Source organism: Nocardia sp. NPDC055050 (assembly GCF_053608345.1).
In genome coordinates, this window is record NZ_JBSGVG010000032.1 from 46,447 (window position 1) to 62,054 (window position 15,608).

10 protein-coding genes and 1 pseudogene are annotated in these 15,608 nt (G+C 63.3%); 3 read left to right on the top strand and 8 right to left on the bottom strand.

What is annotated here, in order from left to right; genetic code table 11:
* Positions 1-64: 64 nt before the first annotated feature.
* The 4 genes and pseudogenes from ACWGCN_RS26850 to ACWGCN_RS26865 form a co-directional block, all read right to left on the bottom strand.
* Positions 65-1,462: a hypothetical protein gene (locus ACWGCN_RS26850; protein WP_452459052.1), complete on the bottom strand. Its 1,398-nt coding sequence runs from the start codon at positions 1,460-1,462 to the stop codon at positions 65-67.
* Complete coding sequence (locus tag ACWGCN_RS26855) at positions 1,459-2,040, bottom strand: hypothetical protein (RefSeq protein ID WP_452459051.1); 582 nt, start codon at positions 2,038-2,040, stop codon at positions 1,459-1,461. Before ACWGCN_RS26855 ends, ACWGCN_RS26850 begins: the two co-directional genes overlap by 4 nt.
* Before the next feature lie 758 nt (positions 2,041-2,798).
* A pseudogene (locus ACWGCN_RS26860) lies at positions 2,799-2,933 on the bottom strand (IS3 family transposase); the annotation flags it as partial.
* A 447-nt stretch (positions 2,934-3,380) separates the two neighbouring features.
* Positions 3,381-3,776 (bottom strand): zinc-binding dehydrogenase, encoded by a 396-nt coding sequence (locus ACWGCN_RS26865; protein WP_452459050.1) that lies wholly within the window; start codon positions 3,774-3,776, stop codon positions 3,381-3,383.
* 49 nt (positions 3,777-3,825) lie between these two features.
* On the opposite strand from ACWGCN_RS26865, the gene ACWGCN_RS26870 reads away from it, so the two are divergent.
* Positions 3,826-4,068, top strand: coding sequence for a hypothetical protein (locus ACWGCN_RS26870; RefSeq protein ID WP_452529124.1), 243 nt, complete (start codon positions 3,826-3,828; stop codon positions 4,066-4,068).
* 149 nt (positions 4,069-4,217) lie between these two features.
* Positions 4,218-4,682, top strand: a complete 465-nt coding sequence (locus ACWGCN_RS26875; RefSeq protein ID WP_452459048.1) for a hypothetical protein — start codon at positions 4,218-4,220, stop codon at positions 4,680-4,682.
* 95 nt (positions 4,683-4,777) lie between these two features.
* Here the strand turns inward: ACWGCN_RS26875 and ACWGCN_RS26880 are convergent, their stop codons facing one another.
* The 3 genes from ACWGCN_RS26880 to ACWGCN_RS26890 all read right to left on the bottom strand — a co-directional run bounded on the left by ACWGCN_RS26880 (position 4,778) and on the right by ACWGCN_RS26890 (position 10,620).
* Complete coding sequence (locus tag ACWGCN_RS26880) at positions 4,778-7,066, bottom strand: S8 family serine peptidase (RefSeq protein ID WP_452459047.1); 2,289 nt, start codon at positions 7,064-7,066, stop codon at positions 4,778-4,780.
* A gap of 481 nt (positions 7,067-7,547) precedes the next feature.
* Positions 7,548-9,599 (bottom strand): DNA/RNA non-specific endonuclease, encoded by a 2,052-nt coding sequence (locus ACWGCN_RS26885; protein ID WP_452459046.1) that lies wholly within the window; start codon positions 9,597-9,599, stop codon positions 7,548-7,550.
* Between the two features lie 463 nt (positions 9,600-10,062).
* A complete protein-coding gene (locus tag ACWGCN_RS26890) occupies positions 10,063-10,620 on the bottom strand; it encodes a hypothetical protein (protein ID WP_452459045.1) in 558 nt (185 codons plus the stop codon).
* A gap of 302 nt (positions 10,621-10,922) precedes the next feature.
* On the opposite strand from ACWGCN_RS26890, the gene ACWGCN_RS26895 reads away from it, so the two are divergent.
* A complete protein-coding gene (locus tag ACWGCN_RS26895) occupies positions 10,923-11,957 on the top strand; it encodes a trypsin-like peptidase domain-containing protein (RefSeq protein WP_452459044.1) in 1,035 nt (344 codons plus the stop codon).
* Between the two features lie 14 nt (positions 11,958-11,971).
* Here the strand turns inward: ACWGCN_RS26895 and ACWGCN_RS26900 are convergent, their stop codons facing one another.
* Entirely contained in the window at positions 11,972-15,514 is a 3,543-nt protein-coding gene (locus ACWGCN_RS26900) for an NACHT domain-containing protein (RefSeq protein WP_452459043.1), read from the bottom strand.
* Positions 15,515-15,608: the final 94 nt, after the last annotated feature.

Consider the following 15,608-nt stretch of genomic DNA (forward strand, 5'->3'; position numbering starts at 1 on the left):
CCCGATATGGCCATATCGGGCTCCAGCTTTAATATTTTTGTCTGGGTTATACTACATGGTGCGTCTATCGAGTGTTGGAGATTCCGAGTATCAGTTCCAACATTTCCGACTCAACCGGTGCGCGGTAGTTGAGTACTTGCGTTGCCACAGTCACTAGATCCTGAATAGAAGCGCTATCCTTCGCTCGAATAACGCTTCCACCGAAGTCTACAACCAGATCCGTCTGACCATCCTCGGATGTGTTCGATGGAACCCTTAGGGTAGCCTCAGTGACATAGTATTGATCTTCCAGGGAGTTGGCGACGTCTTCGACATCACCTCGAACATCCGGACTCTCAACAGCGTCTATCGAAATAGACCGCCGAATTCCATGAAGTACGACACGCGCAAGGCGATAGGTTGAGAGAGGGGCCTGGAGGTCGCTCCATGCTGCAGCGGAGTACCCGTCCCGCGCACGTATCAGTTTGCCATTCCTTGCAATCAAAACTCGTTGATGGCCGATGTCAACACTCAGCCTGCCTGAGTCGAATGACCAGCGAAATAAACGTTCATCAGTCGCTCGGGGCTCGCTGGCCGGTTGGGAAACGCCTAGGTATGCCCATTTGGCTTCCCAGCTCTCAGAATTCGCCCAGATCAAGGGAGAAATATCAATGCCGGCGATATCTTCGCGTATTAGCTCAAGTTCATCGAAGTTCATCAACGTTCCGATAAAGCGCCAAAAGGCCGAATTATCTATTGCGTCCGGCTGAGTCAACAACCACGGCAAAAGATGCTTGATCTCAGCCAGCGATAATTTGCCCGCCGTTACAGCAGGTAGATTTGGCGTATCGATGGGACCGTTTAGCGCGAAATCAATCAAATGAGCACTGCGCGTAATGCGCAGTGCGGCATCCTCCACAAAACTATCCGCAATTATGTTCGCGATCGCGTCGATTCCGGTGGACGTATTTGCCCTGCCCTCCACCAACAACTCTGCACGATCGTGGTCAATGTGCCCCTTACCTCCACGGACAAAATTCGCACGAACAAGACCGTTAAGAGGTGTTTCAGCGGTCGGGCTGTCACCTCCAGAGATGATCTCCACCGCAGTCGTGTCAGTTACAAGTGTACGTGGTGAGGCACCTCGCGCAACGGCCGGTAGTGAATCCCTAACATCACCCTGGGATTCATCGTCATCTAGAGCCAGCAACACTGGTTCAAATTTTCCGAGATAGCGCTCGTCCTCACCAGCGATGATTGAGCTGTAGGAATCCCTCAGATAGATTTTCCGCTCTCCACGCTCACCAGGCCACGTCACGACAAAATCCGGTATAGCACTATGATTGTGGTATTGAGTGTCCTCGATACTCGCCGTGTTGTCGAGGTGCTGAATCTGATTCCGCACAACGGTTTTGACGCGGTCGATATATGCGAGACCGTCCGTTGTGTCCATAGCCACACGAAGTGATGCAGTGAACGTCACAGCGTAGTCCTCTTTCTTGACAAGGCTGCCATTGCCTTACTCAAATCATCCGCGTCGAGACTGAGAATCTCTTGTTTTGGATTAAAGGTCAGTACCCAGATCCGCTCCGACACCGAGTGAAGGAGACTTCGATCCACCTCTTGACCGTTGAGGAGGTGCGAGTTCTCACTTAACGACACTTCTATTTCTTCGACTGAAGCCAGGTTCTTCCATCTATTCATTGGCCCAAAAGGGTGCCATGAAACCCACATGAACTCTCGTTTGTCATCGGGTCTGGACTTGGATTTTCTTTTTGCGGTCGAGCTATACGCCACCGCTAAGAACTCGTGAAATTTTTCCCGGAGGTGAGCATCGGTATCAACATTCTTAACTTCAACTGATATCGGTGTCCGTTCATCAGTGAGGAAGTAACCGGCGAGGTCGAACATCTTTATAGAATCATCAAGGCACTCTATTTCACATAAAGCTTCGTGATGGTAGGAGTTCCACGGCAGCTCGACGAATGTTGTTGCCTCAAGCCAACGTTGAGCTGTTCGGGCGCCAACCCGCCCCTTCTCCTGCGACGCTTCCCTCGGCATATGAACAAAGTACACATGCTCGTGCCCAGGTTCATGTCGAACTGTCAAAGCAGTGGTCCGAAGCACTGTGAGCACCCAACGACACTGGTCGATCTCGCAACTGCCGGACCTAGGTGACCACACAGGCTGATCGCCCATATAGCGATCCGACCAGCCTCAGCAACGAACGGCGGCGCGGGCGTGCGCACGTACGCGACCACGCACACCGCATGACCGTCACCGACGATAGTCCCTTCGAACGGTCGAGGCTCGTGCCGGTTGTCGAGGTGGTCAGCGAGCGCCTCAGTTGAGCGCGCACGGTGTCCAGCAGTGCCTGCTGGTCGGGCGCGCGCCGCGCGCGTGGGGTCCATCGTCATTTCGGACGACTAGCGTCCGGTGCCCCAGCACTGCGCTGTGTTATGGCGTACCGTCTCGTCAGCACAGGCTAGGGAAGCCTGTGAAGTCGAGCAGTCAGTGGCCGAGTGCGGCGGCAACCACACGGTCACCGGCCCTCGTGTACTCAGGCTCGTCATCCGCGGGGCGGCTGTGATATCCGGGCAGGCCGGTGAACTACCCTCCGGCGACCACGCCCGCACTGACCAGGTCATTCACTGTGCTGATGGTGCAGCCGATTTCGGTGAGCAGTTCGCGAGTGTTAGCGCCGAGCGCCGGCACTGGTCCCATCATGGACTCGGTGTCGTCGAAGGTCGCGGGGGGAGGCAGCGCGGCGATCGGTCCGGCCGGTGTCTCCACCTGGCGCCACCGGTCACGCGCGCGCGTTCCATCAACGCGAACTCGACCGCGGCGACGGTCTTGAACGGGCCGTGTCGGCGAACGACTTCAGTCTTGAACAGCCCGATAATCGACTCGGCGAGGGCGTTGTTGTAAGCACCGCCGGCGCTGCCAATCGAGGCCGAGGCCCTTCAGGGCAAGGGATTCAGTGAACACGACCGAGGTGTATTGGGCGAATTCAACTGGTCGACGCAACATTTCGTTGTTGGATCGATTGTAGATGTTGTTCCATTACCTCGACCGGAGAGAACACCGGCTGGCCGGATTGTGGTGCTACCGCGCAAACCAGTTTCTAAACAGCGCGTGCTCGCGGAATCAGAAACCGATGAGCCCGAGGCCAGGTCCACGGTGTCGATGATCTGCGTGATCTGCTGGCGTGCGTTCTCTCCGTCCACGACCCGGCGCGTCTGGATGCGGTCGCTACCCAGCTCAACGGGCGACTACGCAAAACGCTCGGCCGAAAACCCCAGCCGAGCTTTTGCATAAACTACTCGACCTGCGCGGCGTCGTCGCGGGCTCGGCACCTATCGACATGGCGACCTTGTTCAAAGCCGCCACCATCGGCGCCCTCAGCGGCGCGAGCGGATACCTGCTGCACACCCTCGCCGCACAGGGACCGGGTGAAGAGCTTGAGGGACGGGCAGCCGAGAGTCGTCCTCGACGTCCTTCGTGGAGGCCGTGCTGTACGAGACGAGGGTGCCATTCGGCGCGAGCAGCCGGAACGAGTCGACGAGCCTGGGTCCGCCGACGTGGTCGAAGACCGCGTCCACGCCGTTCGGGGCGAGGGCGCGAACCTGTTCGGGCACGTCACCTCGGTAGTCGACCGGGATGGCGCCGAGTTGTTCGACCGCAGGATGGTTGCGGGCGGACGCGGTACCGACCACCCGAACCCCCGCGGCACGGGCGAGCTGGACGAGTGCCGATCCCGCGCCGCCGTTGGCGCCGAACGGGGACGGTCTGGCCACTGCGGATGCGTGCGATGAGGTCGAGCATCTGCCACACGCCGTGATCCCGTTGACGACGAAGGTCTCGGCCTCGCCGATCCCAGGAGTCGCAGCCGCACCGGTGGCAGCGGCCGGCATCGATGATTCGTTCGGGGATCGGGCGGACGACGACCGGGACCGCGACGCTCCGGAGCGCCGCAGCGAACAGATGCAGCTGCAGATGAAACGCGGGCAGGAGCGGCGCGAGGAGACCGCGGTGCCGCTGCCGACGATATGGCTGGCCCTACCGCCCGTCGGTTCACTCAGCGCCTGACTTGACCTGCGCAAAGACTTTTCCCGCGGGTGGTCGCGGACTACCCTCGAACCACAGGGGCGGCATCTCCACGCAGGCTGCCGACGTAGGTGGGGACGCCATCCAGGGCGTCATGCAGTCGCATCATCCAACTCCACGGGGAAGGCGCCATGACCACGATCCATCTCTACCAGACCACCACCGCGACGCCCGAGCAGTTCCTCGCCGGCCTCACCGATTTCGGCCCGGGCCGCAAGGAACTCTTCGGCAACAGCGCCGACAACTATCTCGAGGTGCACCACGAAGGCCCTCATGATGCCGACGTCACGGAGGGCTCGCGCGGCATCTGGGAACGCCTGCACTATGACTGGACCGACCCTCACCGCGTCCTGATGACGACCACCGACTCCAACCTGTGGGGCGGCGCCTCTGGCCACACCTACACCCTCACACCGCAGTCCACTGGGACGACCGACGTGGACGTCGTCGTGGTCCGCGACGGGAAGAACCTCAAGGGACGGCTGCTCGCGATCGCGCTCGGAGCCTTCGGCACGCGCATCCTGGGTAAGGAGCTCAGGAAGTCGGTCGAGGCGATCGAAGCCCGCGGCGACGGCGCACACGGCACGGCCACTTAGTAGGGCCCGTCGGCCAGTTCTCGCGGAACGGCGGCGACATCGACCAGCACAGCCTGCACACTGGGAACGCGTCCGAGCGCTCGCCGACCTAGGAATTAGCCAGCTGCCGCGCCGAGGATCGCCAGCGCGTAGGGCTGGGGTCCCTGCGGGACGTTCGAGCCGATGACGTCGATCGTCCACGTACCGACTGCGGGTGAACCGGCTTCGACGACCTCGACGTTGTTTATCGAGTCCATCGTGAATCCGGGGCCCTGCCCGCCGTTTCCGACTCTGGGTGTTCCGTCCGGGCCCCGGACAACGAGATTGAGGTTGTTGACCAACGTCTCGCCGGGAAAGTCGCTGTAGGCGAGCACGATCCGCAACGGAACAGCTGCCGAGGTTACCTCGATTTCGAGGGTGTGGAGTTGTCCCGTCGAGATCTTCCTGCCTTGGCGCACAAGCAGCGTGGACGGTGCTGTCGGGGCAACGACCCCGGTCACGTCGACGCATCCGAAGCCCTGGTGGTTGTCGGCCACGGTGGTTGCGGGCGCTGTGCCCGGCAGGCGACGAGCACCGGCGATCACGACGGCCTTGAGGAGGGCGCCCGACGGCGTTGTGATGGCGTGGTCGCGGCGAAGGTGCTGGCGCAGGAGCGCGAGCGCGCCCGCGGTCAGTGGCGTGGCCATGCTTGTGCCGCCCATGTAAAAGTACTTTGAAGAGCCGGGGAATGGCTTCCAGCCTGTTGCGGTGGGGCTGAGCATCGTCGACTTCGTCGACAGGATCCATGTGCCCGGGGCGACGACGTCGGGTTTGATGCGTCCGTCCGCGGTCGGACCACGGCTGGAGAACGCGACGACCTGATTCGGGTCGTCGGCCATCGGAGCGCTGTTGTACGGCGGTGCCGGGTAGTCGTCTGGCCACCAGGTGCCGTAGCGCTCGCTGTCGAAGGAGCGTCGCAGGTTCTCACTCGCTCCGACGGTCAGGCAGTTCTTGGCGGTGCCGGGTGAGGTGACCGAGCCTAGGTTGATCTCGCCGTCGCCGTCGGAGTCGCTCCCGTCGTTACCCGCGGCGAACAGGATGGCAAACGACGGGTGCTCCCACATGAACTTGTCCACGGCGCGGCATTGGTCGTCGTAGACCCCGGGGTCGCCTCCGCCCCATGAATTGGTGTGGATGCGTGCGCCTTTGTTGAACGCGGGTGTGAACAGGTCGGCGAGGTCCACCGGAATTCCTGCGAGCAGGTAGCGACCGTACTTCGCGACGAAGGCGGGGTTCTTCCAGTCCAAGGCTTGCTCGACTGCCTGGAACACCAGCTTCGCTTTGGTGGCCAGACCGCGGATCGCCGGTTGCCCCGGCACCGCCGTACTCGCGGCGCCGTCGCCGAGCACTGATCCTGTGACGTGGGTGCCGTGGCCGGAGTCGAGGTCGGCCGCTCCGTCATCGCCGTCGGCGTTGTTGATGTAGGGAGCGAATTCCGAGGTGATCGGAAAGCTCATGATTGCTGTGACGCGGCCGGCGAAATCGGGGTGCACGGGTGAGGTGGTGCCGGTGTCGAACCCGGTGTCGCACACGGCGATCGTCTCGCCATCACCGTCGAGGGTGGAAACCCCGCCCAGCGTTGCCGCGGTTCCGCGCATGATTGTCGCGGCGACGTCGTTGCTGATCCGATTGATCGGCCGGTTGCGCACCATGCGCACACCGTGGACAGCTGACAGGGCGGCCAATTGCTTGCGCCGAGCGGCATCGGTGCCTTCGGGTGCCTCGACGATGAGCGTGGCCGGGCCGTCGCCGATGATCTTGAGTCCGAGGGTGCGGATCTTCGCCTTGGCGGTGCGTGCGGTGGTCGGTGTGAAGAACTCGACCGTGAGGACGTTGGGGAGCAACTTCGTTCGGGGCAGTGCGGGTTCGGTGGTCACGTCCAGGCGTGCGCGGTCGGGCAGGTGACCGGCCCAGCGCACGTGCGGCAACGCGGCGATCGCCGCGATCTGCTCGGCCGTCGCGCGCACGACGAGCGTGAAACCAGCACGGGCATCGACGATCGATCCACCTGCTTGCTCGACGTCTGCGCGCCATTGCGGTTTGATCGGCCCGACGAACTGGACGAGGTAGTGGTGCGGTCCGGCGTCCAGGCGCCGGGTGCGCTGGTAGGCGGGATGGGCCGAAGGCCGTGCTGCGCCGGTGATCCGAGGCAGGTTGGTGTCGATCGCGTCTGTCGCGGTCGGGCCGAGTGGAATCTCGTATTGCGCGGTGATGTCCTCGACGAGGTAGCGCTGGCTCAACTCTCGAGCTTCGGCCTCATTGACCTGCACCAACGCGAACGCGTCGTAGTTAGCTGTCACGGTGTGGTCCCGTGCGAGCGCGGCTTGCTCAGATTTGCTCGCGATCACTTTGAGCGTGCGGTCCATGTCCGACTCCCTCCACGAATGTTGTGTCCGAACCTAAATGACGCTCCCGCGACGCCGCTTCCCCGCTGGAACAGCTCGGCTGGGACCTCTGGCGCGGCCGGTTCGCACTCCCGCAGCCTGAGGCCCTGCCAACTCAACGCCCGTTTGCTCATCTCGTCCACTTGGGGGTGTGGCCGAATCCTCTGTCCGGCAAGGTCACCTCGATGATGGTTCTAGTGCCGTGCTGTGCGCACGAGTATCCGCCTACTCGGATCCTGTGCAACCGCGCCGACGCTGTCCGTGCCCGTAGTTCTGATGACCGAGGATTCGGTTGCCTCGTCTCCTCAACCCAACACCCTTCCGCAGAATGAGGGGCCTCGAACACGACAATCCCATGGCCTCGTCGGTGTGGTGGAGATCGGGTGTGCCCGCTGTCAGCCGTCCTCGTCCTTCGACAGCAGCGATGACAGGCGGCCAGTTGACGGTGCGGATGGACCCGGCATCAGACGAATTGGATTTGATGAACGTTGTCGAGTTCGGTGTCCGGACTTTCCGGTTCGCGGTACGGGTCCAACGCGGTGAGGTCACCGAACGACAGCCCTGCCTTCTGCTCGATCCACTCGATTCGACGCTGGGTGGTCTTGTGCTGACCGAAGACGAACTCCTGTTCGGAGAGGAACTCGCCTTGCGACAGGCTGTAGCCGGTCGCGGTGAGTGCCCCGGTGGTGTCGTGGATGAAGACGATCACCTTCCAGAACGCGACAGGGATTCGCACGTCGAACTTGATCGGGTCGTCGTCGTGGAGGAAAGGGCCGGTGATCACCGAGATCCTCATCTGGTCTCGCCGTGCGTTCTGCAGGGCGTAGTTCTCGAGGTCGAGCCAGACTCCGGCGTTGAAGGTTTGCATCTGCGGGACAGCGTTGGTCACGTGCATGGAGTCGTTGTTGGCGCGTGCGGCGACGGTTTCCGCACCCCAGACCGGGTCTTCGCGTCGAGTCATGTGGCCGCGGGAGAACTTGGGTGCCAGCCCGTAGCACTCCTTGCTGATCTGCGCGTGGTCCGGGATGCGCGGGTCGCGCCGCCACTGCGTCCGATCGGCCCGGGCTCGTTGCTTGCCGTCGATGTTGACCGCACTGTAGAGGCACATGCGCCGTGTTCTGCTCATCACGACCGAAAAGTGTTCGTAGTTCAGCACAGTGCCGTCGTGACCGTTGTCATCGAAGATGAGGACATCGTCGCGATCGTTGACCTCCGGCAGCGTGACTGGCGCATCCGAGCCCAGGAATGTTTCCGAGAATCCGCTGCGGCCGAGGTAATCCGCGGCGACTCCCTCGATGACGAGGTCCTCGGTCGAGAGCCCGGGAGCAGGGGGAGCGGCCGTCGTGGGCGCCGGAGCAGATACCGCAGAGGTGTTGTCCGCGTAGGGATCTCCGATCTCGACGGTGATCCGCAGAGGTACGACAGCACTGAACCGCGTCGGCCCGCCTGCGGGCGGTGTGGCACTGTCGAATGTGCCGGCACCGACAGTGTCCACGGTGACCGCGGGAGTCGCCGGTGTTACGGGCCTGCCCACTGCGGTCAGGCGCTGTTGGATCACCGGAGAAGCGACAGCGAAGTTGGCTTCGAGGAAGCGTCCGGCGAAGTGCAGCCCGACGGCTTCGCCGGTGGTCAATGACACCACGACTGACCCGGAGTTGCCGCCGAGGGTGGTGCAGTCGTGCAGGATCACCGGTCCTTGCTTGCGGGTCAGTCGCCCCGGCGCCAGGCGCTTCTTGTCGTAGAGGTTGCCGTAGATCTGCTCCATGAGCGCTTGATCGGGTATCCGGCTGTCGCGTGCAGGGTATCCGATCACCGCGCAGAAGTCGTCCACCACCGGGTCTTGGGACATCGGTATCGGCGCGGGTGTGCCCGGACCGGTTTGATCCACCCGCAACAGTGCGATGTCGGGGCCGGCGTCGTCTTCGATGTGCAGGATCTCGGTCATCGCGAAGGTCAGGTCTTCGGGACGGTTCGCTTCTTCGAGAAAGTCGATGGAGGCGGTCATCGGTCCGAGAATGCCTTGACGGAACACGAATTGGCCACCGGCGGCGCGCCCGAATTCTTGGGCGACGTGGCGGTTGGTGACGATCACGTTCGGTGCCAGTAGCCATCCGGTACCCAGCCAGGAGGCGTCGTGGCCGGTGACCTCGATCCTGCCGACGGCGCGTGCGGCGCGGATCAGGGTCTCAGAAGCCGCGCTCAGACGGGTCCGCCAGACCTCGCTGTCGGGATCGGTGAAGCTCAGCTGTGCGGCGTCGCGATGGATGGTCAGCACGGGGCGGCCTGTTCGGACGACAATCGTCTCGGTGTGGAAGCCCACCCCGCCGAACTCCTCCGCAGGGCTCGACGACGGCGCGCCGTCGAGTGTTTCGCGGGTGTCGGGAACCGCCGCCAGTTCGGTCTCAGAGGTGACGGCGCGGGTCTCGGCTAGTTCGGCATGCAGCTCATCGTCGCTGTCTTCGATAGTGGCGTTGTGGAGCGCGAGCCGAGCCTGGACACCCTCAGAAATATCCATAGCGAGACAGTATTACGAGGGTGGGTGGTCTTGCTAGGTTCGGCGAAATTTACCTGGGAAAGGCAAAGCGCTGCAGTGGGTTCCGTTGGCCGCATCCCCGATGGTCAGTGGCCTGAGGCGACGTTCTCGTCGGTGCAGAACGGAGACTGAAAAGCAAGCCTGAGGTGCACACGCCATCGTAGCTCCTGACTCTGCCACGTACCGGGGTCGCGAAGATCGCTGATGGACATCGATTTCGCCGCCCAGTGAGAGCCAGGGCCTCTCCTGTCGAGTTGACCGTGGCTCTGTTGCCCCATATGCAGCCCGTCGACTCGTGATGGAGCGAAATTGCGCGATATTGCCCGGGTTACGCGCAGTGCTGCCGAGTCGTTCACGGTATCCGGTAGCGCATACGCGTTCCTCAGACAGCGAGGTCTGGTGTAGCCGGATCTCAGCGTGAGTGCCGGTCAGCTGAGCGGGCAGTTCACAACGCTGCCTTCCTCACCGGGTCAGGCGACGGCTCGGGGGCGCCGTCCTGGTCCCAGTCGCGGTAGCAGGGGTACCACGGACGCAGCCTGTGATGCAACCAGACCGAGTACATGAAGGCTGCCCAGAGCGCATCGACGGGCAACGACACCACCCGCGGCAGACCGACGAAGTGGACAACGAACACCGGCACGCTGATCATCGCCACGACCAGCAGCACACGAGGGGTAGTGCTCACCCAGTGCCGCAGCCACAGCAACCACTGTTGGCGTTCAGCGCGTCGGCCGGCATCGGCAGGGACCTCCCGCATGCAGTGCACGCACAGTCGCTGGAAGTCGTTGTGTATCAGTCCGATAAGCAGAACGGCGTTCCCGATCAGGATCGTGAGCTCGATGAGGGTGCCTGTGTAGTCGAAATAGGTGGTGACATGCGCTGCCGCGACTGCCGCGAGCGCGTACAGCATCAGGTGCGCGAGTGTGGTGAGGAGTCGGCTGAACCGGGACTCGTCGTTGTTGAAGGCGTTGTCCATGATCGCCACGTCAGATGCGTCTTTCATAGTTCGGGCAGCGAGCAGCGGGGCAGCGGGGGAGCTGTCGAGATTGCACCGGAGCAACCAGCTGAGCTGTTGTCGGGATCGTAGGCCGGGGTACCGACGTCATCTGGCGGTGTTCGCTGACCACGGTCACGGCGGATAATCGATAGAGTGTTCAGCGCTGCCGCGGCTTGATGTGCCAGCGAATTCCGGGTCCTCGGCGAACTCCGATGTCGTACGGCTTCAAGGACGGTGCCACCCAGAGCCTCCTACACTGCGAATACCCAACGCGCACAAACCCGCTCGCCGACTGAAAGCCACGTCCTGTGACTGATCTGCTCGACACCCTGCCCTTCGATTGGACTCGCCCGGAAGCCCAGGAGCTACTCGACATCCTCGCCCGTAGCTACTACCGAGACCCAGAGGTCGAGCGGCTGGTGCTACAGGTTGGCATGTCGCCCGCTGACCTCAATTGGTCCCAGCCGATGGTCGGTGTCTGGCACGACCTTCTCAACCTGGCACGCAACCAGAACCGTCTGCGGGATCTGGTCGACGCGGCGGCCAAGGACCGCCCGGCTATCGCCGGACGTATCGGCGAGCTCGTGCGTCCCGCTCCCATCGTCGAAGCCCCTGCCGCAGCCGATTCCCGGCCGCATTGGTACGGATCTGACGATCCTAAATATCTCGAAGCTCAGATCTTCGACAAACCGACCCTGCTGGACGTGGCGTTCATGGCGCGAGGAGCGGCCGTCGCGGCCGCGGTGTGTCGGCTGCTGGTGACCATGCAATCCGGTCGCTATTACGGCACGGCCTTCCGCATCGGCGCTGACCTACTGCTGACCAACCACCATGTGCTCTACGACATCAAACGCGACTTCGCTCCGCCGGCGAGGGAGGTGCAGGCGTGGTTCCACTATGAGTTGGGTGCCGACAACCAGCTCCGCGAACCGCTGATCTTGCAGGGTCGAGTCGAGACCATCGTCGGCGAGCCACGTGATGACTGGGCGGTGATCCGCACCGATTCGGCGCTGCCCGACGACATCCCCGTGATCGGGCTCACCGCGTCGGCTTCTGTGGTGGAGGATGATCGCGTCAACATCATCCAGCACCCCAGCGGTGGCCTGAAGAAGATCGGCATCCACCACAATCTGGTCCGCCATGTCGATGACCGAGTGGTGCAGTACTGGACCGACACCGAACCGGGTTCCTCCGGCGCTCCGGTTTTCGACAACGACTGGAATCTCGTTGCGCTGCATCGTGCCGGTGTCGGGTCGACCGAACTCGCACGGGGCAAGAACTTCGGCACCACCATCGGGCGCGTGGTCTCAGGACTGCAGAGCGTCGGCATCGATCTGGTCTGAGGGCGGCGTTCCGCTCACCCGAACTGCCGGTGAATATTGCCCGCCACGCCAGGCGGGCAATCGGGTCGACGAGCCAGTGCGAGGCTGCGAATGCCCGGGGTCGCTGTCTCGATCGTGATGAATGCCTCGGCGATCGCAGCCCGGTTCGCGACCGAGACCCTCGGCCACAGGTCCTCGAGGCGGGTGAGGAACTGCGCGTCGGCGCGGGCCAGCACGATGAGAAGATGCGCGAGCGGACGTTGAGATCGGCTGGCGATACGTCCGACATTGACGCTCACCAGGAGTTGGGCCACCTCGTCCTCGACTGCGCCCACGCCCAAGTGCGGCAGTCCCAGTGCCGTCAATGACTGTTTGTAGGTGCCGAACAGTGCCGGCAAGTGGCGGCGCTGGCGCTGAGCAACTGCCTCTGGCAGGAGTCGGTGGACGGTGGCGCGCAAGGCGGCCAGGATCGCTGAGGCCATTTCCGGTGTGAGAGCACCGGCAGGACCATGCCCGGCGCGGTCGATATCGATCAGCAGTGTCAGCAGGGCTTCGGCGGTCTGCGGGTCTTCGCCCGCGTCGAGCGAGTGCTGAAGGCGGCCCAACAACTGCTCAGCGTGGGACCGGTTCAGCACGATCTGGCTGCGCAAATCGTGGAGTTTGCCCGCCACGATGCGTACGGAGTTTGTGTGCGGTGAGTTCAGAAGTCCCACCAGCCAGGCCGCGGCATCGTCGCCGATTGATACCGCCGGCCAGTGCATCAGCGCGGTGCTGACCGCCGTCATCGCCGCCGATGCGACGTTGGTGCTTCTATCGTGGGCGTACTCCACGATCCGCGTCCAGGTACTGGGGTCGTAGCCGCAGACCAGCCCGTCAAGGCGAGATCGACAGGTTCGACTGGCCGGGTCGGTACCAGACACCAGGGTGCGCAAGTCCGCGGCGAGTTCAGCGAGGACCGCCGGTGTGGTGGCGGTGATGTTGAGGAAGGTGTCGTAGGCGCTGGTGACGGCCGAAGCGTCGCCGCCCTGATCACGGAACGCGACCAGGGCGCGCAACCGATCCGCCAGTAAATCACCCTGGGTGCCGCAGGCTTTCACCGCCGAGGGCCATACCTTGCGTGGCATCGTGTCGATCCATTGCGACAGCACCCGCGTCACCGCGAGCCGTTCTGCACGATCGAACGAGTCCGCGGTGTGGTTGACGACGGCGCAGGCGACGCCGACCGCGGTCGTGGTGGGATTGCTCCCGAGAGCTGTCACCGTGCGCAGCGCCAGTTCCCGGTGTGTGTCGGCGATGTATTTTGCGACGTTAACGCAGCGGTCGCCCGCCACGCGCGCAACCTCGCCCGCGGTCGCATACCGCAATACTTCGCCCGCGGTGCCGGGATCGGTACACAGGTGCGCCACCAGACGCACCTGGCATGAGTCCCACCGGGCCAACAGTTCGGCAGTCAAGATGTCGTGCCAGGTGAACCAGCCGAGGCCGGTTCGGAAACCAGGGAGGTGCTGGCATCTGATCAGCAGCGCGGTCAGGTCGTCGACGGAACCTTCCGGGCAGGCACATCGGGCAGCGGCGACGATCAGGTCGATATCGCGCGCAGCAGGTCCCATTTCTGTGATTGCCCGCAGCACGACCCGTTGCGCTGACGGGGGCAGCATTTCGTAGCGGTCGATCAACGCCGTCGCGGTCGCGTCGTCAACGCCCTCGGCCACCACTGCCGCAATGAACGCCCTCGATGTCGAGGAGAGCACAGCCGTGGCTACGTCGGTGCGCGGGCACAGGGCGTCCAGCACCTGTCCGATCCCAGTAGGTCTTTCCTGCGCCGTGATCTGTGCGATCAGTTGGGCTGCCCCAGTCACTACCCCGGACAGCTGCGGCCCCTGAGCGCGTTCGATCCGGACGATCAGCACCTCGAGAGCGGCGCGGCGGCACGCCGCCGGTGCGTTGGCGAGCACGGTGGCATTGGCGTCGATGACAGCGCCGGCATCGGCGGGGACGTCCGCGGCGATGCGCAAAACCTGCTGTGGCGATCGGCGTGCGAACGCACCCGCCAGTTGGGCTTTGACTCCTTCGACTTCGGACAAGGGGATCGCGGCACGGACATCGTCGAAGCGGTTGTCGTCCATGGCCAGCATGGGCAAGTGCCGGGCGATCGGCCAATACGCTGGGACCAGTGAGCCGTCGAGGCCAGTGCGCAGCCGGGCGAAATCAGCGGCGGTCCCGATCCGGCGCAGGTGGCGGGCCACCGCGTACTCGCCGAAGGTCTGATGGAAGAAGCTGTAACGGTCAGCGGCGGTGACTACCGCGCCGTCGCTGAGCAGCAGGTCAAAGGCGCCCTCGTCGGTATTGAGCCGTCCGGATACCGAGGTGGCGAAGCGTTGTTCGCTCTCGAGCCACGTTTCTTCGGCGAGTGCGTTCGCGGCCGCGACTTGGCGTCGTGCGTTGGCGCTGCGTGCGCCTCGGCCGTGGCGATCGGCGGCGATCCGCTTGGTCCAGTAGTCGTCGTAGAGGGCGGTGACGGTGAGATCGTCAGGGATTGCGCCAGATTCGGCATACACCTCGCAGGCCATGGCCAGACGAAGAGGGGTGGCCAGGACTTGTGATGCACCCGGTTCGGCCAGGCTCGCAATGAAATGCGTGCCGGTGTCGTCGGTGATCTCGGCGCGCGAGCAGACGAAGGCGCGGGCCCATGCTGTGATTTCCTCGCCGGTGAGCAACGGCATCACATATTGCGATTCGGCGATCCCGCGGGCGGTACGCAGATAGTTCGTCCACTCGTGATCGCGGCATGTCCACACCAGGTGCCCGAGTCCGGCGATCCTGCGAAGAAGCCCGGCGATGGCGTCGGCGTTGCGTTCGCGCACAACCAGGTCCACTGTGTCGACGAGAACGTGCACGTCGCCTGCAGAGGCGATGTTTCTCAGCAGGTCGGTCAGCGGTGGTGCGTCCGGCTGGTCGAGCGCTGCGGCTCCGAATGCCTGATCGATGTCGGCCACGGTATTCAACGCCGCCGTGGACGACACCCGGTTGCAGGGAACCAGAATTGCTTGCCCCGTGGCCTGTTCAATGACCGCGTCGAAGATCTGGCCGAGCAGCACGCTCTTGCCGAGCCCTCCCTCTCCGATCAGAACGAGAGTGTCGACCTCGGTGACATCGCGGTGCAGTGAGCGCGTCAGTTGCTGCGCGCGTTGCATGGTGGGCAGAACTTCAGGATCGAGTTCGAGGCGCTCGCGCATGGCTGTGCGCATCAACCCCGCGCTCACAGACGCACCTGTGTCACCAAGCGGCGCCGCTGGTGTCCGGGCGAGGTCCTGTAGAACAGTGAAGCCTGTGGTGCCGGGGTCTGCGGCGATCGTCTCGATCAGTGTCCGCAGTCGCTGGGTGGCGGCTGCGTTTCGGCAGATCCGCGGCCACACATCGACCATCGCGCCCGTGAGGTCTATCTCGTGCAACGCCAGGCCGGCGGCCCGCAGTAATCGGTCAGGCGGTGATTTGGGAAAGGCCACGCACAGGGCACTGAGAAGATCTTTCGTGGCAGGGTCTTGCTCATCGAAGCGGAAGCGGTCCAGCAGCGACATCCCCCGACCCCCACGAGTTCGGCACCTCTACGACTCCGGCAACACAGACCAACCTACCGCGAGCGCTGAGTACCGCGCTCTGGTGATCCCGTCG